Raw genomic sequence first — 21,482 nt, 5'->3', positions numbered from 1 at the left:
ACTTGGCCATTGATATCAGGGATGTTTTCCTCGCTCATTGGATGAGGTGTTTCATGGAAAATTCAAAAACCGCAATCGGCTCAAGTCGTTCAGTAAAGCTGGACGAACACGAGAGTGTACGCAGCCATGTTCAGCAACAGATCTGTGACGAAGTCGCTCGCCTGGAACAGCGTATTGAAGCGCTGCGCCTGACCGGGGCGCCCCACGCGGCGATCATGATTTCCACGTATCAACGAATGATCGGCCGCAAAAAGGGATTTTTGCAAAACTGGGATATGTAAACGCCTGGCCGCTGCGATCACTTGCGCAGACCGGTTACCCGGGTGGCGTAGCGGGTATCGGGTGCTGCTTTTTTTGAGCAATAGTCTGGGCTTGTGGGTGGCTCGTCCAGGGAGCGGAATATCCGCAACTCTGGCGCACTGTAGTCCATTTCTATTTTCAGGCAGTCGACGGCCTGGTTGTTGAACTCGAACACCGGCCCGCCAGCGGTATCGTTTGCCGTGCCCAGCTTGGTGCCGTCAATAATCAGAGTGTCAGAGTTCAGGCCTTCGTATTGCCTGGCGAATGACATTTCCCTTTCGCCTTCGATCACCAGAGTGCCCTCGGTGTAGAGCTGGCCCAGTTCATTGTAACCGGATGCGCGGAAGCTTTCGGGGGCAAACTGGGTGGCCAGGGTTGCGCTGGGCCGGGTGGTGTTGTCAGCGAAGCTGCCGGAGGCAACCCAGGTGAGCACCCGGGTAACCCGGTTGGAAGAGTCCGGCGTGTACACCCACTTGGCAATCGGGTATTTCCATTCGTAGTCCTGCAAAGCCTTGCCTTCTTCAAACGCCTTGAGGTCGGTAAACCGGATGGACACCTGGTTGGTCCGGTTGTTGTACTCGCCTGCTTCGCCTGCCTGTATCCGCTGCACCATATACTGGCGGGCTTCGGTAAAATTCTGGATTTCATTGGCACCGATTACCCGGTGTATCAGGTCGAGTGGGTTGCGCACCGAGGAGATTCGAGGCGGCGACTCCTGGTTGTACGAGAGGCCAGCAAAGCGCGCGATTTCTGCCCGTATCGCCGCTGCCTGCTGGCGGGCTTCGCTGGCCTCCGGCGCATTGGCGTTTGGTTCGATGGCCAGGATCAGATCGGTGAAGAGAAAGGTTTCCGGTTGCTGGTTCAGCTCGAAGCTGGAGAAAGTGACGTTAACATCGGTTGCCGGGTTCAGAGTGGACGAACCGCTGCTGCTTTCCATCTGGCAGCCAGCCGCAACCAGTGCGGATAAGGTGGCAACAGCAAAAACGCGGGCATGTCTCATTTCAGGCGACCCCCTGGTGCGAAACGGATAACGAACGGCTAAAGTGACCAGACTCCTGGCCTGTCTGTGCGCCAGCCAGGGCACGATGCTGACAATAAACGATAAAGCATTCAGCTACCCGCGCGGGGGTCACATTTTGCAGCAATGGTTAACCGGCACCCGGTTGCTGGTTCGGATTCTGGTACTGGTTGTTTTGTTGGTGCCGGGTCTGGTTCACGCCAACACCGATTGTCGGGGCGGTGACATTATTCTGGATCGGAGCACCGCCAGTGTGCCGGAACTGGGCGGTTGTTTGTGGTACCGGGAAGATCCGGAGCAGTCGCTCGTGCTTGACGATCTGCGTGCAGGCCCGGAAAAAATGATCCGCCATGATGGCGGCGTGCTGAATTTCGGTTACACCGACTCGGCCTACTGGACCCGCTTCAATCTGAGTACCCGCCGCCTGGATGCCCGGTCTGATTGGGTGCTGGAGCTGGCCCTGCCGCTGGTGGACGACGTTCGGCTGTATCTGGTACGCGACGGGCAGCTGATAGAGCAGCGCCAGACCGGCTACCAGGAAAGTTGGGAGCGGCGGGATCTGTCGGTGCCCAATCCGACCTTTCGCCTGAGCCTGCCGCCGGATTCCGTAACCACGGTTTATTTACGCATTACCAATACCAACACTTTTCGCCTTCCGGTTACGCTCTGGCATCCGGACACCTACATCGAAAAAGTGTCCATCGATGAGTTGGTGCGGGGCATGCTGCTTGGCGCCATTCTGGCGATTCTGGCGTACAACCTGTTTGTGGCGGTGTCGGTACGCGAGCGCAGTAATATTTACTACGTGCTCTATCTGGTGTGCGCAGCGGTCTTCATCGGAACAGAACAGGTGCATGGTGTGCAGTTGCTGGACTCCCGGCCCGCGATACTGAACAAGGCTTACCTGCACTACCAGATTGTGCTGACCTGGTTTTTTGGTTTGTTGATGGCCCGTTCGCTGCTGGAAACCCGGCAGCGGTCACCGGATCTGGATCAGACCTTGCGGCTGTGCCTGTTCTCAGTAGTGGCCACCTTTGTGTTGTCATTGTTCATGCCCTACGCCGTCGCCATGGAATGGGTGGTCATGGGCTCCATGCTTTTGAGCGTGATTCTGATAGTGGTCAGTTACCTGTCCTGGCGCTACTACAATCCTGCAGCCCGTTCCTACTTTTTCGCCTGGACCCTGGCACTCACTGGTTTCGGAATCTATGCCTTGACGGTGATGGGCTATCTGCCATTGAACACCTTCACCAGCTATTCCCCGCAGATCGGCCTGACTGCCCAGATTATCCTGTTCTCGTTTTCCCTGGCAGATCGGATCAAGCAGGTGCAGGGCGAGGCGCTGGCCTGGAACCAGAAGGCGCTGGCCAACCTGAGCCGCTATCAGTCACTGTTCGACAATGCCGTTGAGGGCGTGTTCCAGATGTCGCCCGACCGCCGGTTCCTGACAGCCAACCCTGCCATGGCAGAGCTTCTGGGGTTCGACAACAGCCAGCAGTTACTAAATGAAGATCCGGATGTCCTGGAGACTTGTATTGCTGACCACCAACTCCGGCGCTCGGTGATTACCCAGCTGGAAACAAAAGGCACAATCAAAGGCTTTGAGGCGCGCTACCTCAGCCGCCAGGGAAACGAGCGCTGGGCCATTATTTCACTGCACACGGCATACGACGCCGAAGGTGAGCCTACACATCTGGAGGGCACCTGCATTGATTCAACCGAGAGTCACCAGCGCCTGCAGGTTGAGCGCGAACGGGAACAGGAGCGTCTGGAAAAGGAACTGGCGCGCAATTCGGCGCGGGCCAAAAGCCAGTTTCTGGCCAATATGAGCCATGAAATCCGTACCCCTCTGGCCGCCATCATCGGTTATGGCGAAACCCTTCTGGAGCCGGATCTGAGTGAAGCGGAAAAACGCAGCAGTGCCGAGACAGTGGTGCGCAGCGGGCGACATCTACTGGAACTGGTCAACGATATTCTCGATCATTCGAAAATCGATGCGAACAAGCTCGATGTGGATGTGGTGCAGGTCAACTTACCGGAGTTGCTGGATGAGATCCGGGCGTTCTTCGCGCCGAGGGCCAGGGAAAAGGGTCTGGAATTCGAGATCATTTGTGACTACCCGCTGCCGGAACGCATTCAGACCGATCCCACCCGCTACCGGCAAATCATTATCAACCTCTGCGGAAATGCGTTGAAGTTCACCGAACAGGGCACCATATCGCTGGTGGTGCGTTGTGATTCGGAGCGTGAAACGCTGTATACCCGGGTGGTGGATACCGGTATCGGTATGAAGCCCGAGCAGCAACAACGCCTGTTCGACCCCTTTGCCCAGGGCAGCAATGCCATTGCCCGGCAATACGGAGGTACCGGGCTGGGGCTCAGCATTTCCCGGCGCCTGGCGGAGTTGCTGGGCGGTGATATCCGGGCAACCAGCACCTACGGTGAGGGCAGCGAGTTCGAGGTGACTATCGGTACCGGGAGTCTGGAGGGGGTGCATTTCCTGCGGGATGCTTCGGAATTTTGTCGGCGGTCAAATTCGCTGCCAGTAGTGCCTGCACCCCGGCTACGGGGCCGCATACTGTGTGCCGAAGACAATGACCTGAACCGCCGTCTGGTTTCACTTCTGGTGGGCAAAACGGGCGCGGGCCTGGTGCATGTTGCCAACGGCGCAGAGGCGCTGGAGCGGGCCAGTCGGGAAGCGTTCGATCTGATCCTGATGGATATTCAGATGCCGGTCATGAATGGCCGGGATGCGACCCGTGCCTTGAGGGAGGCGGGCGTAAATACGCCCATCATTGCGCTGACGGCCAACGTCATGACGGAGGATATTGCCGAATACCGGCTTGTAGGCTGTAACGATCACCTGGCCAAACCCATCGACAGGGAACGGTTTTATGCGGTGCTTTCCCGCTACCTTTCCACCGGTGCTGACCGTACAGGCCGCCATCAGGGTTCGGTTCTGGTGGCGGAGGACAACGACGACAATCGCCGGTTGGTGGAGCGCATGTTGCGGCGTACCGGTGTGGAGCCCGTGCTGGTGGTTGATGGAGAGGAGGCGGTGCGTCGGGCGCTATCCGACAGCATTCATCTGGTTCTGATGGATCGGCATATGCCGCGGATGGATGGCGTGGCAGCCACCCGGTTGCTGCGCCAGGCGGGTTTTCGGCGGCCCATTGTTGCCTTTACCGCAGGTGACCAGCAGGAGACTGAGGAGCTGATGGCGGCAGGTTGCGAGGCTGTATTGAACAAACCCATCGACAGCAGCCACCTGGATACATTGTTGTTGCGCTACTTGCCGCTGTCATCCGCAGAGCCGGAGCCGGAGGACGACAACATTGATGCTCTGGTGACCAGCTTTCTGGAAGGGTTGGGCGAGCGCCGGAGGCTGATGAACCGGGCATGGCAACAGCAGGATCTGGCCAGTTTGCTGGCCGAGTGCCACCAGATCAAGGGCACAGCAGGTGCCATGGGGTATCCGGCCATGACCGAACAGGCTGCGGTTCTGGAGCGTTGTCTTCGCAATACCGGCGAGCCTGACGCAACCATCAGCAGAGAGCTGGAACGTCTGCACAGTATTATTGACCGGGCAATCGATGACGATCAGTCCATACAGGCGGCACCACAGGGAAAAACCAATGAACAACAATGATCATCAGGAACACAATGCATTAAGTATGATGTACGGCACCTATGCGGACATCCTGTTTGTGCTTTTCCCCTTTCTTGTGATTGCGATCCAGAGAATGTGGGACGGCAATCTCTACCAGACCCTGCTGCGGCCGGATCTGAGTATAGCGGCGGCGATACTGGCGGGGTTGGCAATCGGCAAGTTTGTGCTCGGGTTGGTGATTCACCGTGACCTTGGCCGCTATAAAGAGCGGATTGTCTTTTTTATCGCGCTGACCCTGTTTCTGGTGCTTGGGCCGGCGATCATCCTGATACTGAGCCTGAGTGGCGGCGCCAAGGCGCCCGGGTTTGTGGCCTTTGTTCAGCCGGTGCTGCTGATCGTTGCCATTTCCCTGTATACAACAGCGGTCAGCATTGCCAATATTCTGGGGCACTCAGCACAGAATCTGGCGGTAACCGGTGCCGAAAACGGGCACACTACCGGTGCCGGTCGACAACAACCTCGGCCCGCACCTCTGGACTTGCCCCGGCGAACAGGAAGTGACGGTTACTGAGCTGAATCTATAAAGCAGGAGGGAACAGATGACAGACCTCAGGGTAATGGTGGTGGAGGATGAACCGGTTATGCGCGCACGCCTGGTGAATATGCTGGGTAAAGCCGGAGCCACTGAGATCACCGAGTGTATCGACGCTGCGTCGGCGCGGGCAGCTTTTGATGTCAGCGAGTTTCACATCATCCTGCTTGACCTCGGTTTGCCGGATGGCGACGGGCACGAACTGATGATGCAGTTCAAGCAGATAAGAGATGATCAGCACATAGTACTAGTGACGGCGGATGATTCCATTGACAGTATCCAGCGTGCCATCAATGTGGGCGCCAATGGCTACGTGGTAAAGCCTTACTCCCAGGAAAAGATCAATGATGTGGTCAATAATTTTGCCATGGTGCATGGCGGGGTAACGGCGGGATCGGCCGGGCCGAATCCTACTCATTGACGGATTCAGCCCGGGTTTCAGGCAAGTGCTACGCCACTTGCCTTGCAATCCAGGAATTGTAACGGGTTGCAAGGGCGCGTACGTAACGCGCTTCTGCACCGTCAAGGTTGCTCAGAACACCCTTGAAAATCCAGCCGCGCTCATAAACGCCGAGTACACGTTGCTCGTCGTCCAGATTTACGCGCTGGTTCAGTTTCTTGCAAATGGCATCCAGCAGGGGCAGCTTTTCCGGGCGCTTGATCTGCTGGGGCTGGCGGTTGCCCATAGGCTGGTTGGCGGCGCGCTGTGTCGGATGTCTTCTCATGATGTTCTCCTTGTCGTTTTGCAAATGCAAAAACAAAACCCCGGCACCTTGACAGGCAACCGGGGTCTGGCGGAGAGGCTGTCCCGGTCGCTGCAAAGGCTCCCGGGACTGACCGAAAGCCGTTAGATGTCTTCTTTCACCATGGCACGCACATGCTGCCCAACTGGGCGAATGGCGGCTGAGTATTGGGTGTCTGATAAACGCATTCTGATCCTGACGGCTAAATGGATTCGGTTCATGCATCAGTGTATCGGTAAACTTTTGCTTTGCAATAGCTCCGTCGATTCGGCAAACCCGTACAGACCGGTTCTACGTCCTTGGCCATAATGTTCCCTGTCACGTGTTTTTACGTTGTGCAATCCTCGATGTCTTCTGACAGGCATCTGATGGATCTCTCCTTTCTACGCAGCCGGTTGGCTGCGTTTTTTTTCGTCTCGGAAACCCCGTAGCCACTAGTCCTTACAGCTTTTTGAGCCCGCCTGGCCGACAATGGTGTTGTTGATTCACCACGTTGGCTTAACTGACTCTCAGAGGTTGAAACCTAAGAAAATGCCCGAAGACCCCGGACCTGCCCGCAACAAGTTCCGCTCTGATTTTTTCGTTGAAATTGCACTGGTTATCGCAGTCGCCGTGTACCTGGTTTTTGCCCAGGGGCAGACTGTCGGAGAAAACCTGTCCTTTACTGTGCTTGGCGCAGGCTTGATGGCGCTGGCCACCTACTGGACGCTGCACACGGCCCGTGACGGCCTGGAAGTTATTGCTCTGCGGCTTCGCCCCGGCAAATAACTCGCTGCCAGGTTTTTTGCAGAATCAGCGCATCGTTTGCCGCCCGGTGAACAGGAAGCCCAAGCTCTGCAATCACCTGCTCACGAATACCGGGCCAGCACTCAACCTGGCCCGGTTGCAGTAACACCGTGACGGATTCAAGCTGGAAGGCTGCGGGCTCCCCGGCCGCCCTGAACAGTCGATGCAACCAGAAACTGTCGAAGGTCCAGGCATCGCAAAATACCTGCCCGGATAACAGCTGATTGAGTTGTCTGGCTACCTCTGCCACCGGCCGCCCTTCTTTAGCCAACCGTAGCCTGCTAATGCCGTGTATGGCCTCGGCGCTGTCTGACCAGTCGTGCCAGTGATCATCCGGCCGGATCAGCCAGTTGTGCAACTTCCCGTCTGGCATGCAGACGCCTACCTCGATCGGATAGCTGTTGATCAGATCCAGGCTGGATGCTTCGAAGTCGATAAAGGCCGGAGTCTGCTCTGGGATCATTTCATTGCGTTGGTTGTTGGTGTTTGTGCCCGAGTTTACCGCCGATCCGTTACAGACGCGAACGCAAGTCGGTATTGCACTGGTACAATGGGCCAATGCGCGAAGCTATTCCGGCTCCTATCTTCTGAACACTGGATTAACCCATGACTGATACCGTTGTCGTAATTTATTCCGGCGGCATGGACTCGTTCACATTGCTGCATATGGCGCGAGCACGTGGCCTGGACGTTCATGCTCTTTCCTTTAACTATGGCCAGCGCCATGTCCGTGAGCTTGAGGTTGCACGGGCTGTCTGCAAGGCGGAGGGAATTCCCCACAAGGTGATCGATATCCGTGCCATGAGTGATGTAATGTCCGGCTCTGCCCTGACGTCCGAGGTGGCGGTACCGGAGGGGGACTACGAAGAGGAGTCTATGAAGGCAACGGTGGTTCCCAACCGCAATATGATTCTGCTGTCGCTGGCGACCGGGTATGCGGTGACTGTCGGGGCGGGTGCGGTCTGGTATGGGGCCCATGGCGGTGATCATGCCATTTATCCCGATTGCCGGCCTGAGTTTGTGGAAAAAATGGATGCGGTTTGCAGAATTGCCAATTATGAGCCGGTCACGATCGATGCTCCCCTGATTGCTATGGACAAAGGGCAGATTCTGGCAGAGGGGCTGGCCCTGGGGTTGGATTACGGCCGTACCTGGACCTGCTATAACGGGCGCGACAAAGCCTGTGGACGTTGCGGCTCCTGTGTCGAGCGGCTGGAAGCTTTTGCCAGCAATGGTCTGGCTGACCCTCTGGCCTATGAGGAGCTGGCCTGATGTACCGGGTGAAGGAAGCGTTCTATACCTTGCAGGGTGAAGGTGCCCAGGCCGGGCGGGCTGCTGTGTTCTGCCGGTTCAGCAAGTGCAATCTGTGGAACGGCCGGGAAAAAGATCGGGCCTCGGCGGTGTGCAACTTCTGCGATACGGACTTTGTTGGTACGGATGGCCAGAATGGCGGGTGCTTTGACAGCCCGCAGGCACTGGCGGCTCACATTCTCGCCCTGTGGCCTGATGCCCCCGGCGCACCCTACGTGGTCTGTACCGGTGGTGAGCCGTTGTTGCAGCTGGATGAACCGCTGATTCAGGCGCTTCATGAGGTCGGTTTCGAGGTCGGTGTAGAAACCAACGGCACCCTGCCAGCCCCCGAAGGGATTGACTGGTTGTGCGTCAGCCCAAAGGCGGACGCGCCTGTTGTGATCACGGATTGCGATGAGCTTAAGCTGGTTTACCCGCAACCGTTGGCCCCACCTGAGCGATTCTTATCGGTTCGGGCAAAGCATTATTTTCTGTCACCCATGGCGTCTCCTGCTGTGCCCGATCACGAGCCCGATGCCATTAAACAGAGCAACACCCGCAAAGCGACGGATTACTGCCTGGCCCATCCTCAGTGGCGGCTGACCCTGCAGATGCACAAAATTCTGGGTATTGACTGATTCTGGCCAGGGCCTGCCGGGAGTCTGCGACCTTCTACCGCGCAGGCTCCCAGGGTGACTTTCCGGAGCGGAATTCGCTCGGGCTGACTCCGGTCCAGCGCTTGAACGCCCGGGTAAAGTTTGCCGCATCAGCGTACCCCAGCCGGCTTGCCACCTGGCTCAGTTTTATTCGGGAGTCGTCAAGCAGTTCCCAGGATCTTTCCAGGCGCACTTCATCCACCAGTGCCTGAAAACTGGCGTGTTCTTCGTGCAAACGGCGCTTTAGTGTCCGCTCCGATACGAACAGAATCCCTGCGACCCGGGTCAGTCTGGCGGGGAACGGATGGCTGCTATCGATGATCTGCTTTACCTGCAGCGAGAACCCGCTGCCCCGATTCAGTTGGCGCCAGGCGGATTCGCACTGCGCCCGGGAAGTGACGGCCAGTTCAGGGTTGCTGAACCGGATCTGTCGGCCGAGCTGACTGGCGGGCACCACCAGAGCATCCCCGCTGGCCTGGTAGGTTATGGCGATCCCCGGGGGCGGTATCAGGCGTTTCAGATAGCCGGGTTCAGGCCCCCTTCTGAGAATGCGCATACCTTGCACGGGTGCACCGGCAAGTTGCGTGCTTATGAGCGCCCAGCCAAATAGCAGGGTGTCCATAATAAACCGCTGTAGCGGCTCTGACGCATAGTCGCAGGTAACCCGATAATGGACGTAGCCACCAGTGTACTGTTTTCGTATGTCCAGCCCGGGAACCCGCAAGCCCAGGTAGCGGGTAACCAGTTCAAATGCCTCTTCCAGAGTCTGGCTGCTCATGGCCGCGCTACCCAAAACGCCGTGCAGTGGCAGCCTCAGCTCCCGGGCCAGCAGAACACCAAGGCCTGGCTCTCCGCTCTCAACCATGGCCCGGGTGATGAATTCATTGGCCTGGGATCGGCAAACCCGTCGTTCAGTGGCATTCAACCGATTCGGATCCAGCCCCACCGCGAGCAATAATGCGGTTGCGTCAAGCCCCATCTCGCCCAGGAGCCGGGCCAGTGTGTGCAGGTAAATGGCTGGTATCCCCGGATCCCGCGCGTTGGTGGCGGAGGTTCCCATAACAGTCTCCCGGTGGGAAAAATTTCTGTTATCAGTCTAGTGCTGGCCGGTCATCTGGCTATTGCCGGAATGCCGGAGCCCGGCGGCATTGCAGCAAATCAGAGGCCGGTGTTGATGTCTACGATTATCGGGTTATGATCCGATGCCCGCCAGGGGCCCTGTTGCATCGGGCTTTGCCGGTAGCCCGTCATCGGGGGTTCATCGGCGTTGATATTCCAGCTGACCGCCCGGGTAATGTTTGGCAGCAGAGACGAGCTGGCCAGTGCGTGGTCAAGGTTGCCTCGCCGGCCGCGGTAGCGGTAGCTATAGTGGCTGCACTGTGCCGGTGTACAGGGATGGAAGTGCGGCAGCAGATTGGTATAGCCGCCACTTTCGATGTGGGCGATTGGCTGCTCCCGGGAATAGCTGTTGAAATCCCCGGTAATCAGCGTAGGCGCAGATCCCGCCTTGGCGGCAACCTGTGAGAGCCAGGTCATCATGGCCTGCGCGCTGGCGATACGGCGGCCATTGAAGCAGCCCTGGCCATCGTGCTGATCCCGGTTTTTGGCACTGGCGTTGCGGCAGGAGCGGGATTTGAAGTGGGTAACCACTACCCGCAAGGGCTTGCCGCGACCATTGACCAGGAAGTCCTGCGCCAGCGGCGGTCGCCCGCTGTAAGTGAATCCGCCTGGAGCTGGCCGGTCAGCTGGCCGGGCGGGTGAGACGGTATCTTTCCGATACAGCAAGACATTGCGAATGGCATCGCTACCATCCATTCCGGGTGTTTTGACCAGGCGCCAGGAAGCGCCCAGTGCGCGTGCCAGCTCCGCCGCAGCGCTGTCCTCGTCGTAACCATCGTTTTCCAGCTCGGTAACCGCCAGTACATCGGGCGCAGCCATCTGCACGGCACGCACCAGCCTTTGAGTTTGGGCGTTGAACGCAGTCAGGCTGTCGGCACCCCTGGGGGTGGGAAAACCATCACCTTGGCCGTTGCCATTGAAGTAGTTTTGCAGGTTCAAGCTCATAATCCGCAGATTGCCTGGCCCTTTTTCAGGGGCGGGCGGCCGTGGGTTGCGGATAATAAAGCCCGGGGCCTGCTCGGGTTGCAATCGCCATTGCCCGAAACGGTAGTCCAGAACGCCTGTCAGATCTTGCACCTGGTTTCCTGCCCGTGCTTCGGACAGCGTTGATAGCCATGCAATTGCTGTGGGGTTCCGGGAGCTATGGCCGTCATCTAGGGTGATCGTATCGTATTCGACAGCACCGGCAGGGTTATGGGAACCCGGGGCTGCGTATTCCGTTGCGATTACGGGGTCCGTGACCGCCAGCGTGATTTCGCCAAAGCGCCCGAGCAGATAGTTGTCAATGATGGTTAATGGCTGGCTGAAAGCTACCCGCATATTCTCGAAACGCTCCGGATTAGCGTGCCAGGGCAGAGTCAGCGGCACTGGGGCAGGTAGCGGGGCCGTGCCGCAGGTTTTCAGGGAGTTTACCCTGACCATCTCGGTCAGGCCGTGAAACTCCTTGATCTGGCCGGTCACCCTAACCTGCTCACCCACCTTGCCCTGGTTGTTCCGGGTATAGATAAACAACCCTTCGGAGGTGGCCGGGTTGTCGTCGGCTGTGGCATCGGACTGCTGCAGGTAAAAGCCGCCAAAACCACCGCGGTAACGGGTATCGAGGGTCATGACTCCTTCGACGGTGACCGTCTTGCCAGCCAACGGCGATTGTTCCCGCTGCCCCTGAACCTGATGAATTGGCATGGCGGCATCGCCGCAGGCGTCTGCCCGGGCCAGCCCTGATGCGGAAATGACTGCCAGCAGCCCCGGCAATGCTATTGCCCGGGCTCTTGCCGGAATCAGGTACACTGGCGCCGGTCAGGACAAGCCGGCAACGGCTTTCAGTGCCTGTTCCCGTTTGCTGCCAAACCCCAGCTGATCCGGGTTGGCCAGCTCCAGCTGTTGCACCAGCGGATCCGGATGACTGTTCTCGAAGGTAATGCCGAGCTGGGACAGCACATAGGGTGCCAGGGCGGCTCTGGTTTCCACCTGCAGAACGCCGCGGGTCATGCCATAGTCACGGGCGATGATGTCTTGTTGGGCGGGAGTCAGGCGCTGGTCGGGCGTGATATCCAGAGTGACCAGGCGTTGCCAGTCAGCGTCTTCGCGGGCATCGTGTTTGGCCTTCTGGCGAAGGGCTTCGGTCTTGCCCTGGAAGCGGCTGAGTGCAAAGTCCCGGAACTCCCGGTTGGCGTTACACCAGGCCCGCAAATGCCAGCTGTTGCCAACGCAGACCAGGGTGTGGGGCTCCAGAGTGGATTCCACGGCTTCCGGACGGCTCAAAGAGACATAGCTTGCGCGCATCTGTTTTTGATAGCGGGTGGCGTGCACCACCGCTCTCATCACTTCCGGCTCGATACTCAGTGACGGACAGGACGAAACGACGCTGCCGGGCAAACCCAGAGCGAGATCAGCGAAGGTGCTGCTGAGGCTTTGCTGCCTGGCCAGAACGTCCTGATATTCACTGGCAGTGCCACGGGTGACAACGGGCTTGAAGTCGGATGACGGTACATAGCCTTTCAGGTGTCGGTCGTAAACCAGGTTGCCGGGAGCCAGTTCACGCAGATAGGTATTGATGTCCTTCGAGGCCTGCTGCCGGCCAATGCCGAAGCTATGACAAAGGTGATTTGTGGTCAGGCGACCTTCCCAGAGCGCAATGATCTCAATCAGGCGATAGCGCAGCAGCAGATCCCATCGAATGGGCCATTCTGTTTTCTTCATAACCAGGCACTCACGGTCCAGTAGATTGCATGGTAAATATGTTACCCGCTCATTCCCCGAGGGTCTGTTACGGGCCATTAATGTAAAATTCTGTCAAAACAATGGACAGCGATACCGGGAACCCTCGGCAAATCCCTAATGGCGAGAATTCTGCAGGACTGATTAAATAAGGTTAGCAACAACTTTTGATCTTGCTATCTTTTTCACAGTATACCCCGTGTATCCCTGCAGGCGGAATCGTTCATGACCCGAATGGTGGCATCTCTTTCGGCACTCATTCTCAGCATCGTTTTTCTGGTCAGCGGCAACGCCTTCCTGATGACATTGCTGGGCATACGGTTAAGCCTTGAACAGGTATCGCCCGACACCATTGGCTGGGTATTGGTGTGCTACTCCGTAGGTTTTGTAGTGGGTACGCTCCAGGTGCAGAAAGTGATCAGCCGTGTTGGTCATATTCGTGCTTTTGCGGTTTTTGCGGCCATGGCGGCCGTCGTGGCCTTGCTGTATCCCATGGCCATCTCCATGGGTTTCTGGGCTCTGCTGCGTGTGTTGTCCGGTTTCAGCATGGCAGGTGTGCTGGTGGTGATTGAAAGCTGGTTCTCCAGCCGGGCAACCAACGCCAACCGCGGTGCCCTGTTCGCGGTGTACCAGATCGTTTTCTATCTGTCGGCTGCCAGCGGGCAGTTGATTGTCAACGTTGGAGATCCGGCCAATTTTCTGCCCTTTTCCCTCGCGGCCATCCTGCTGACCCTGGCGCTGATACCTTTGTCCCTGACCCGCATGGAGGCTCCGGAGATTTCCGAGGTTAGCCGGATGTCTGTGTTCAAACTTGGCCGCGAATCCTTCTCTGGTGTGGCAGGCGCAGTAATCTGTGGCGTGCTGATCGGTGGCTTTTACGCTCTTGGCCCCGTTTACGCCACGCTGGTGGGGCTGGATGTTGCCCGTACATCTACATTTATGGCGAGTGCCATTATCGCCGCGATGATTCTGGCCTGGCCCCTCGGCATGCTGTGCGACCGTTTTGATCGCCGGCGGGTGATGTTCTGGGTGGCTATCGCGGCGGCTGCCGCTGCCGGTGGTGTGGCCACTATCGGTGCCGCAGATGTTGCTCTGCTGACCTTGCTGGTGGGGCTCTTTACCGGTTTGTCGGCCACCGTTTACCCCATTGCTGTGGCGATCACCAACGACCGTATGGACAGCAATCGAATTGTTGCGGCCAGTGCGACACTGCTGCTGAGCTACGGTATTGGCAGTGTGATTGGCCCAGTTGTGATGGCAGAGCTGATCAATCTGCTGGGGCCGTCTGGCCTGTTCTATGGTAATGCGGGATTTCTGCTGATACTGGCGGTGATTACCAGCTACCGTATCGTGCATACCGATGATGTGCCGGTGGGCGATCAGGAGCACTTCGTAGCGGCAATGCCTGAAACCTCCGTGGTACTCACCGAGATGGATCCGCGAAACGAGGATTTTCACGAATCACCGGAAGTGGAACAAATGCAGGCCGAGGCGGAACATAAAAACTGAATACCCTTTCGGTTTTCCCCCATTTTATTTTAGACTCCACATCTGTTTTTATGTCAACGGTTAGCTTGCTAGTGTTAGGCGTTGAACAAGGTTATTCATTTGTCGGTTTTCGGGGTGGTGCTTATGAGTCCATGCCGGAGTGCCACCAGGAGTATTGAATCATGAGAGATCAGTTTCCCTTTGCAGTCGCCAGGGTTACCCGCCGGTGGCGAAAAATGCTGGACGAACGGCTGAAAGACCTGGGCGTTACCCAGGCCCGCTGGAGCACCATGGTGTACCTGCAGGAAGGCGGTGAAGGTCTGACCCAGCGTGAGCTGGCCAGCCTGATGGCCATTGAAAACCCGACGCTGGTACGGTTGCTGGACAGCCTGGAGCAGCAAGGCCTGATTGAACGTCGCCTCTGCCCCAATGACCGCCGTGCGCGCCGTTTGCATCTGACCGATGCCGGTAAGGATTTTATGGAAGAGTTGAGTGCGCGGGCCGATGTGCTTAGAGACGAAATGCTGGCGGGCCTGTCTGATGCCCAGATCGCCAACGCGCTGGACGTGTTCAATACCATTATGGAAAACGCCGAACAGCAGAAATAAGCTGCGATGAGCAGAGGCGCCTGCGCCCTCCGCTGGCCGATTGCACTATTTGTCACCATGCTCTAGTATGGCCACTCCTTCGGGGGAGTAGCCTCCACTTCGTACTGCGGGGTGGACGATGATCAACATACTTGCAGCTCAATCTGCATGGTCATCGTGTTCCGGACCGGAATTGGCAAGACCTGAGGCAGAACATCTCCAGTGGGCGGAAGGTGGGCTGTCTCTTGTCTGTCTTGCTCCGCCCTGAGGTTCTGCATTATGGATGCGTTTCTGGCATCGACCCTCGCTGTTGCCATTGCTGAAATCGGCGACAAAACCCAGCTGTTGTCTCTGGTTCTTGTAGCCCGGTATGGCAAACGAACCCCCATTATTTTCGGCATTCTTGTCGCAACAGTCGTTAATCATGCGCTTTCGGCCTGGTTGGGCTCCTGGGTTGCCAACCGGTTGCCCGAGGTCTGGTTGGGTTGGATTCTTGTCGCCAGTTTTATCATCATGGCGCTCTGGTTGCTGGTTCCGGATAAAGACACCTTTGAGCAATCGCCCTGGATGGGGCTCGGGGCGTTTGCCGCCACAACGGTTCTGTTTTTTCTGGCGGAAATCGGCGATAAGACCCAGGTCGCGACCGTCCTGTTGGCGGCAAGATATACCGATGTTGTCTGGGTTATCATCGGTACAACTATCGGCATGCTGCTGGCGAACGTCCCGGTTATCATGGCAGGGCGCTGGTTGATGGAGCGCTTACCGTTGACGATGATCCGGATGACGGCCAGTTTTCTGTTTTTTGCTTTGGCCATTATGACGATCCGGACAGTGTTAATGAACTCCTGAGCCGGTTGCCGGTCTGTCAGCATGGGCCGTGTGTTTCAGAAACCTACGGGAATCGTGAGTTATGCAGTGGAAATTCGGTTTGTTCCTGATGCTGGGTATGGCCCTTGCCCTGCCCGCGATGGCACAGGCATCCAGTCAGCCGCAGAGCGCAGCCGCCAGGGTGGAAAGTGCTCCGGATCGTGCGCCGCGTGTGCCAACATTCAAGCCGGATGGCGATCTGGCGGGTGAGTTACAGGTGTTCAGTACGGTATATGAGGATACCTTTGCCGGAATCGGAAATGAGCAGGCTCTGGGTTTTCTTGAACTGGTGAAGGCCAATCCCGGCGTCGACCCCTGGCTGCCCGGTGAGGGTACGCTGATTACCCTGCCCAGACATTACGTGCTGCCGGATGTAGCCCGGGAGGGTATCGTGATCAATCTGGCGGAATACCGGTTGTATTACTTCTCGCCGGAAGGCGTTCAGGTGTACCCGGTGGGGGTCGGCACTGAAGAGAACCCGTCGCCCTTAACCAAGGCTCAGGTGACCATGCCACTGGAGTCGCCTGCCTGGTATCCCCCTGCGAGCATTCGCGCTGAGTATGAGGCCTCTGGTGAGTATCTGCCTAAAATGATTCCGCCCGGCCCGGGTAATCCGCTGGGTACCCATGCCTTGTTGTTGAGCGAAAAGGGCTATCTGATTCACGGCACCAACAAGCAGTTTGGCGTGGGCATGGCCGTGAGCCATGGTTGCTTCCGGATGTACAACGAGGACATTTCCCGGTTTGTCTACCAGGTGGGTAAAGGAACGCCGGTTCAGGTGATCCGGGAACCGGTCAAAATCGGTATATCCGGTGGAGAGGTCTGGTTAGAGGTGCACCGGCCCCATGAAGAGTACTCTGCCCGGGATCGGGAGCGCCTGTGGCAGCAAGTGAGTGAGAAAGTTGATCAGTTCCGCCAGCAGCACCCGGAAGTCCAGGTGCGCCGAAAATCCATTGAAATTGCCGTGGATCAGGCGAATGGCTTACCCATTATGGTGGGGGAAAAACTCACCCGGATGGCGGCAGACGAAAGTGCGTCATCACCCGGGGCAGAGCCTGAAGGCCAGCCGGAGCAAACGTTATACTTCTGATCGGGTAGCTGCTTAAGGCTACCGGATACCGATCCGGCAATCAGGCCCTGCCAAATCTATGGGAGGGCACGATGTGTTGATGAATACATCCGGAAACCGACCGCGACCCCGAGCACTCGCGGCCTGGACAATCCTGTTCGTTGCTGGCGCTGTTCTTGCGCTGGTGATGGCCCTTCAGGCGCAAGCGCAGCAGGTTCGCAGTTCTGTGGCGCTGGTGCTTTCGGTGGAAGGTGCGATCGGCCCGGCAACCATGGATTACATCTCCCGGGGCATAGAGCGGGCCGAGAAAGAGAATGCGGGGTTACTGGTGATGGAACTGGACACTCCTGGCGGTCTGATGGATTCCACGCGGGAAATCGTCAAAGCCATTCTAGCGTCCGAGGTGCCCGTAGCGACCTATGTGTCACCCCAGGGCGCCCGCGCCGCGAGTGCCGGAACCTATATCCTCTACGCCAGCCATATTGCCGCTATGGCACCGGCCACCAATCTTGGCTCCGCAACGCCTGTGCAGATGGGTGGGCTGCCGGGCACACCGGAGCCGGACTCTGCCCCAGACGCCGACCGCGAGAGTGAGAATTCGGGGTCCGGAACCTCGCCTGACAACACCAAGCGCCGGGGTGACACCGCCATGGAGCGCAAGGTTCTGGAAGACGCCGTCAGTTACATCCGTGGCTTGGCAGAACGACACAACCGCAATGCCGACTGGGCAGAACAGGCAGTTCGCGAAGCGGTGAACCTGGGGGCGAGCGAAGCCCTGGAAAAGAACGTCATTGCCAGCCCCCCGTTAGCGGCAGTGAACAGATGGTTCATGAGCGGGGTTTCACGCTGGATGAGTTTACCGCCAACCAAGAGGGCTACGGCGGCCATGTACGGGTAAGCGGAAGCAGAACGCGAGCGGCGGGCCAAGGTCATCCATGCAGAGGGTGAGCTGCAGGCGTCAGAAAAGCTGGTTGAGGCTGCCCGGGTGATGTCGGAGGATGCAGGTGCCATGCAGCTGCGATATCTGCAAACCCTGGCGGATATGAGCAACAACAATTCATCGACCATTGTTTTTCCGTTGCCGATGGATTTGATGAAGACCTTTATGGAATCGTCCGGCAAGCAACCACCCGGACAATCGGGGCCGGAAAACAAAAGCGGACAGGGAAAATAAAAAAAGGCCGGGTTAAACCGGCCTTTTTCGCTAAACGGCAGCCTTACTTCTGGCTGGCACGCTGCAGCATACGCTTGGCGCGCTCGTTTGCCTCATCAGCAGACTTTTGAGCGGCACGGGCAGCAGCCAGTGCTTCTTCAGCAGTCTTCTGGGCAGTACGAGCGTCGCGGGCGGCGCTGTTAGCAGTATTCAGTGCGTTGTTAGCAGTCTGCTCGGCGGAGCTGGCAGTTGCATTCGCTTCATCGATGCCGTTCTGATCGGTAGTGGCACAGCCTGCAGTCAGAGCAGTAGCCAGTGCAAAACCCGCGATCGTCAGTTTACGCATTGTAAATCCCCTTATTGGTCGTTTTATTTCCTGTGATCCGGAAACCGATAAAGACGGCTTCCTTCTACTCGGCCCGATAGGCAGACCCTTTGACTACCGGCGTCGTAAAACAGTGTAAAACACTCTGAGCGGAAATGTTAACTAAGGATACGTAATTTTCCATAGCTTATGACAGCAACTTAATCTGCGGTTCATGCACCGGACAAGATGATTGCCATCCTCGGCAGAGCGGCCGTTTACGGCAGGATGCGGATAGGCGTGCCATTCTGAACCAGCTGCCAGATTTCATCCATAGCTTCGTTGTTGACGGCGATGCAGCCATCCGTCCAGTCCAGCCCGGCGTAGGCGAACGCCATGTCACCGGCATTGTTGGGCAGCCCGTGGATCATGATGCTGCCTCCGGGGTTCAGGCCCCAGGCCGCCGCCAGCTCACGGTCTTCGGGGTTGGGGTAGGATATATGGATGGATTTGTAAAAATCACTGTTGGCGTTTCGCCAGTCGAGGACATACTCGCCTTCAGGTGTTCGCTTGTCGCCTTCGTACAGTTTGTGTCCTTCCGGGTTGTCTCCCAGAGAAATCCGGTAGCTGCGTACCGGTTTGTCATTGCTTAGCAAGACCAGGCGCCGATCGCTTTTGCGCACCAGCACTTCGGTAACTGTCTGAGTGTCGTTAATGCTGTTTGTGTCTGTTTGCGTCGGCAGCATGCGGGTGTCGGCCCGGGCGATGAGTTCAGATGCATGGGCAGACACGGCTGTCAGCGCCAGAAACAGGGCGAACAGTGCTCGAAAAGTCATGGCGGATACAGGGCTCTTGGAACGACTAAATTTTATTCATCATTTATATCATATCCGCTGGCACTGTTGCTCGCTGATTGTGTTACCGACGTTAACGATTCATGGCTGCCGGTGTGTTTCAGTCATCCATTTTCAGGCCAACCTTCACTACCCGGTCGGCATCGGTGGCCCTGGCCACCAGGGTAACCGGGCCCAGAACCACCTTGTCGCCCACCACCGGATGGCCTTTGGTGCGCCGGGCAAAGCACTCGGCCAGAGACAGCTCGGCTGGAAATTCTTCAATCTCGATGCCATACACCTGCTCGACATCCCCCAACAGGGCATCGCCATTGAGCACGAAGTCCCCGAAAAACGCCCGCTCGGCCAGGTGCCTTGGTGCCTGGCGGCCGCTCAGTGCTTTGCCGAGATCTGTTAACACCGAAGGGGTGGCGAACATGGCCACCACATCGCCGGACGAGACTTGCAGATCTTTGGTTGGCTGCAGACATATTCGGTTGCGAAATACACCGGCTACGGCAGTGTTGTCTGGTAACCGCAGCTGCCCCAGCGCCCTGGGAGTCTCCCAGTTGGTACCCCGCAGCGGGAACAGCATCAGTTCGTGATCACCCGTGGCGGGAGCATCCAGTGGCAGGCGGCGGAACGGCTCGTCTCCGGCAGGCACTTCCAGTTTCAGCCATCTTGCCAGGGGTGTCATGGTGGTGCCCTGTACCAGCAGCGAGACCAGCACAATAAAGAAGGCCGCATGGAACACCAGTTGGGCATCGGGAAGGCCTGCAATCACCGGGAACAGGGCCAGCACAATGGGCACCGCACCGCGCAACCCGACCCAGCTGATAAAGCCCAGTTCCCGGCGATTGAAGCCAAAAGGCCAGAGCAGAAGCAGCACTGCCGCCGGCCGAATGATGAAAATCAACGTCAGTGCCAGCACCAGGCCAGCACCAGCCAGCGGAATCAGATCCGACGGGTTCACCAGCAACCCCAGAATCAGGAACAGGCACAGCTGTGCCAGCCAGGCCAGCCCGTCGTGCACCTGCAGAATCATCGGCATCATTTTTACCCGCCGGTTGCCAATCACCACACCCGCCAGATAGATGGCCAGAAAGCCGCTACCGCCGAGGAAGTTGGTGGCCGAGAATACCGCGATACCGCCAGCCGCCACCAGCAGAGGGTACAGCGGGGGGGTTAGCCGAATCCGATTGGCCAGCTGCACCACCAAAAAGCCGCCAATAACCCCGGCGACGGTGCCGATACCGAACTGTTGCACCAGCATCAGCAGGCCCTGTAGCAGGGCGTGTTCTTCATGGCTGGCAATAAGCGTTACCAGCATCAGGGTAAGGAAGATGGCCATCGGGTCGTTGCTGCCCGATTCGATTTCCAGGGTGGCGCTCACCCGTTCGTTCAGGTTCAGGCCGCGCCCCTGAAGCAACGAGAATACCGCAGCGGCATCGGTTGAGGAGATAATCGCGCCGATCAGCAGCGCCATTAGCCAGTGCAGGTCGAACACCCACCAGGCCACAATGGCGGCCCCACCTGCGGTCAGGGCCACGCCCACGGTGGCCAGCACCAATGCGGGCCGCAACCCCACCCGAAAGGTTTCCACCCGGGTGCGCATGCCGCCATCCAGCAGGATTACCCCCAGGGCCAGGTTGGCCACCAGGAACGCCAGCTCGAAGTTATCGAACTCGATGCCCCCGATGCCGTCCTCCCCCATCAGCATACCGACCACCAGGAAAATCAGCAGCACCGGCATACCGACCCGGCTGGACAAGGGGCTCAAAACGATGCTGATCACCAGCATCAGGGCACCAATCAGGGTAAGCGTAGGATCCATCAGACTCCAGACCAAAAGACTTGCCCGAAATGCGAGTTCGGGCCTATATTGCTGTGGCACTCATTATGCAGGCGGGCGTAGCTCAATGGTAGAGCAGAGGCTTCCCAAGCCTACGACGTGGGTTCGATTCCCATCGCCCGCTCCAAACCGATACCCGCACACATCCTGATACCTTCTTAAAACTCCGCTTTTTCAATCGCTTAAGTAAGCTTAATGTCTTTACACGCCCGTGTATATCCTTGTACCTCGGGGCCCGTTGTGTATAGCGGCTTGTATGGTAATTTCAAAGGCGAACATTCAGAAACGATCGAATTGACCACAAAGCCGACCTTTTACGGTGCCTTGATATCGGTATTTGCGTCGGGCTTAGAGTTTTGTGATGTCAGATTTTTGTAATTTTGGCTGGGGCCGGCCGGGCAAGCGCTGTAACGACTGGAAGAACAAGCAGTCACCTTTTGTCAGAAGACCGCGAGGTATAATCTGCTAAGTGGAGCAAGCACCTGAGCCTCTGTTCA

The 21,482-nt window shown here is 57.6% G+C and carries 20 protein-coding genes, 1 tRNA gene, 2 pseudogenes and 1 riboswitch; of the genes and pseudogenes, 14 read left to right on the top strand and 9 right to left on the bottom strand.

Annotation, left to right across the window (positions count from 1 at the left end; all coding sequences use genetic code 11):
* The first annotated feature begins 53 nt into the window (after positions 1-53).
* The gene (locus tag C7H09_RS02370) at positions 54-281 is read left to right on the top strand and encodes a hypothetical protein (RefSeq protein WP_106761033.1); all 228 of its coding nucleotides are present in this window, start codon (positions 54-56) and stop codon (positions 279-281) included.
* Positions 282-298: 17 nt separating this feature from the next.
* Here the strand turns inward: C7H09_RS02370 and C7H09_RS02365 are convergent, their stop codons facing one another.
* Positions 299-1,300: a hypothetical protein gene (locus C7H09_RS02365; protein ID WP_106761032.1), complete on the bottom strand. Its 1,002-nt coding sequence runs from the start codon at positions 1,298-1,300 to the stop codon at positions 299-301.
* A gap of 85 nt (positions 1,301-1,385) precedes the next feature.
* Here C7H09_RS02365 and C7H09_RS02360 point away from each other — a divergent pair, with 85 nt between their 5' ends.
* From C7H09_RS02360 to C7H09_RS02350, 3 genes are read left to right on the top strand one after another with little or no spacing between them, the layout of a single operon-like run.
* Positions 1,386-4,967 carry a response regulator gene (locus C7H09_RS02360; RefSeq protein ID WP_106761183.1) on the top strand — a complete coding sequence of 1,194 codons (3,582 nt, stop codon included), beginning with the start codon at positions 1,386-1,388 and terminating at the stop codon, positions 4,965-4,967.
* Positions 4,954-5,499: a hypothetical protein gene (locus C7H09_RS02355; RefSeq protein ID WP_106761031.1), complete on the top strand. Its 546-nt coding sequence runs from the start codon at positions 4,954-4,956 to the stop codon at positions 5,497-5,499. Before C7H09_RS02360 ends, C7H09_RS02355 begins: the two co-directional genes overlap by 14 nt.
* Positions 5,500-5,527: 28 nt before the next feature.
* Entirely contained in the window at positions 5,528-5,941 is a 414-nt protein-coding gene (locus C7H09_RS02350) for a response regulator (RefSeq protein WP_106761030.1), read from the top strand.
* 28 nt (positions 5,942-5,969) lie between these two features.
* Here the strand turns inward: C7H09_RS02350 and C7H09_RS02345 are convergent, their stop codons facing one another.
* Positions 5,970-6,245 (bottom strand): hypothetical protein, encoded by a 276-nt coding sequence (locus tag C7H09_RS02345; protein WP_106761029.1) that lies wholly within the window; start codon positions 6,243-6,245, stop codon positions 5,970-5,972.
* Between the two features lie 549 nt (positions 6,246-6,794).
* Between C7H09_RS02345 and C7H09_RS02340 the strand changes: the two genes are divergently transcribed.
* A complete protein-coding gene (locus C7H09_RS02340; protein ID WP_106761028.1) occupies positions 6,795-7,031 on the top strand; it encodes a hypothetical protein in 237 nt (78 codons plus the stop codon).
* Here the strand turns inward: C7H09_RS02340 and C7H09_RS02335 are convergent.
* The gene (locus tag C7H09_RS02335) at positions 7,000-7,512 is read right to left on the bottom strand and encodes a 3'-5' exonuclease (RefSeq protein WP_106761027.1); all 513 of its coding nucleotides are present in this window, start codon (positions 7,510-7,512) and stop codon (positions 7,000-7,002) included. The two genes, C7H09_RS02340 and C7H09_RS02335, sit on opposite strands and share 32 nt — an antisense overlap.
* A 143-nt stretch (positions 7,513-7,655) precedes the next feature.
* On the opposite strand from C7H09_RS02335, the gene queC reads away from it, so the two are divergent.
* Together queC and queE are read left to right on the top strand one after the other, a co-directional pair.
* Complete coding sequence (gene queC / locus C7H09_RS02330) at positions 7,656-8,321, top strand: 7-cyano-7-deazaguanine synthase QueC (RefSeq protein ID WP_106761026.1); 666 nt, start codon at positions 7,656-7,658, stop codon at positions 8,319-8,321.
* Positions 8,321-8,977, top strand: coding sequence for a 7-carboxy-7-deazaguanine synthase (gene queE, locus C7H09_RS02325; RefSeq protein WP_106761025.1), 657 nt, complete (start codon positions 8,321-8,323; stop codon positions 8,975-8,977). The genes queC and queE overlap by 1 nt, the downstream gene beginning before the upstream one ends.
* Positions 8,978-9,011: 34 nt before the next feature.
* On the opposite strand, the gene C7H09_RS02320 is transcribed toward queE, so the two are convergent.
* The 3 genes from C7H09_RS02320 to C7H09_RS02310 all read right to left on the bottom strand — a co-directional run bounded on the left by C7H09_RS02320 (position 9,012) and on the right by C7H09_RS02310 (position 12,814).
* A complete protein-coding gene (locus tag C7H09_RS02320) occupies positions 9,012-10,055 on the bottom strand; it encodes an AraC family transcriptional regulator (RefSeq protein ID WP_106761024.1) in 1,044 nt (347 codons plus the stop codon).
* Between the two features lie 98 nt (positions 10,056-10,153).
* Positions 10,154-11,902 carry an ExeM/NucH family extracellular endonuclease gene (locus C7H09_RS02315; RefSeq protein ID WP_338064011.1) on the bottom strand — a complete coding sequence of 583 codons (1,749 nt, stop codon included), beginning with the start codon at positions 11,900-11,902 and terminating at the stop codon, positions 10,154-10,156.
* A 9-nt stretch (positions 11,903-11,911) separates the two neighbouring features.
* On the bottom strand, positions 11,912-12,814 hold the full coding sequence (locus C7H09_RS02310; protein ID WP_106761023.1) for a helix-turn-helix transcriptional regulator: 903 nt from the start codon (positions 12,812-12,814) through the stop codon (positions 11,912-11,914).
* 243 nt (positions 12,815-13,057) lie between these two features.
* On the opposite strand from C7H09_RS02310, the gene C7H09_RS02305 reads away from it, so the two are divergent.
* The 6 genes and pseudogenes from C7H09_RS02305 to C7H09_RS02280 all read left to right on the top strand — a co-directional run.
* Positions 13,058-14,341 (top strand): MFS transporter, encoded by a 1,284-nt coding sequence (locus tag C7H09_RS02305; protein ID WP_106761022.1) that lies wholly within the window; start codon positions 13,058-13,060, stop codon positions 14,339-14,341.
* A 161-nt stretch (positions 14,342-14,502) separates the two neighbouring features.
* Positions 14,503-14,928: a MarR family transcriptional regulator gene (locus C7H09_RS02300; protein WP_106761021.1), complete on the top strand. Its 426-nt coding sequence runs from the start codon at positions 14,503-14,505 to the stop codon at positions 14,926-14,928.
* 76 nt (positions 14,929-15,004) lie between these two features.
* Positions 15,005-15,172, top strand: a riboswitch (yybP-ykoY riboswitch).
* Between the two features lie 14 nt (positions 15,173-15,186).
* Entirely contained in the window at positions 15,187-15,756 is a 570-nt protein-coding gene (locus C7H09_RS02295; protein ID WP_106761020.1) for a TMEM165/GDT1 family protein, read from the top strand.
* Between the two features lie 118 nt (positions 15,757-15,874).
* The gene (locus C7H09_RS02290; RefSeq protein ID WP_240616492.1) at positions 15,875-16,864 is read left to right on the top strand and encodes a L,D-transpeptidase family protein; all 990 of its coding nucleotides are present in this window, start codon (positions 15,875-15,877) and stop codon (positions 16,862-16,864) included.
* 79 nt (positions 16,865-16,943) lie between these two features.
* Positions 16,944-17,636 (top strand): annotated as a pseudogene (locus C7H09_RS02285) (NfeD family protein); the annotation flags it as partial.
* A 105-nt stretch (positions 17,637-17,741) separates the two neighbouring features.
* Positions 17,742-18,017: pseudogene (locus C7H09_RS02280) on the top strand (slipin family protein); the annotation flags it as partial.
* A 43-nt stretch (positions 18,018-18,060) separates the two neighbouring features.
* Here C7H09_RS02280 and C7H09_RS02275 read toward each other — a convergent pair.
* The 3 genes from C7H09_RS02275 to C7H09_RS02265 all read right to left on the bottom strand — a co-directional run bounded on the left by C7H09_RS02275 (position 18,061) and on the right by C7H09_RS02265 (position 20,967).
* On the bottom strand, positions 18,061-18,342 hold the full coding sequence (locus C7H09_RS02275) for an Lpp/OprI family alanine-zipper lipoprotein (RefSeq protein ID WP_106761019.1): 282 nt from the start codon (positions 18,340-18,342) through the stop codon (positions 18,061-18,063).
* Between the two features lie 236 nt (positions 18,343-18,578).
* Positions 18,579-19,136: a L,D-transpeptidase family protein gene (locus C7H09_RS02270; RefSeq protein WP_106761018.1), complete on the bottom strand. Its 558-nt coding sequence runs from the start codon at positions 19,134-19,136 to the stop codon at positions 18,579-18,581.
* 118 nt (positions 19,137-19,254) lie between these two features.
* Positions 19,255-20,967: a potassium/proton antiporter gene (locus C7H09_RS02265; RefSeq protein WP_106761017.1), complete on the bottom strand. Its 1,713-nt coding sequence runs from the start codon at positions 20,965-20,967 to the stop codon at positions 19,255-19,257.
* Positions 20,968-21,038: 71 nt separating this feature from the next.
* Here C7H09_RS02265 and C7H09_RS02260 point away from each other — a divergent pair.
* A tRNA-Gly gene (locus tag C7H09_RS02260) sits at positions 21,039-21,112 on the top strand.
* The last annotated feature ends 370 nt before the right edge of the window (positions 21,113-21,482 follow it).

It is taken from the genome of Marinobacter fuscus (genome assembly GCF_003007675.1).
Classification (GTDB): Bacteria; Pseudomonadota; Gammaproteobacteria; order Pseudomonadales; family Oleiphilaceae; genus Marinobacter; species Marinobacter fuscus.
This window is presented reverse-complemented; position numbering and strand designations above follow the sequence as displayed.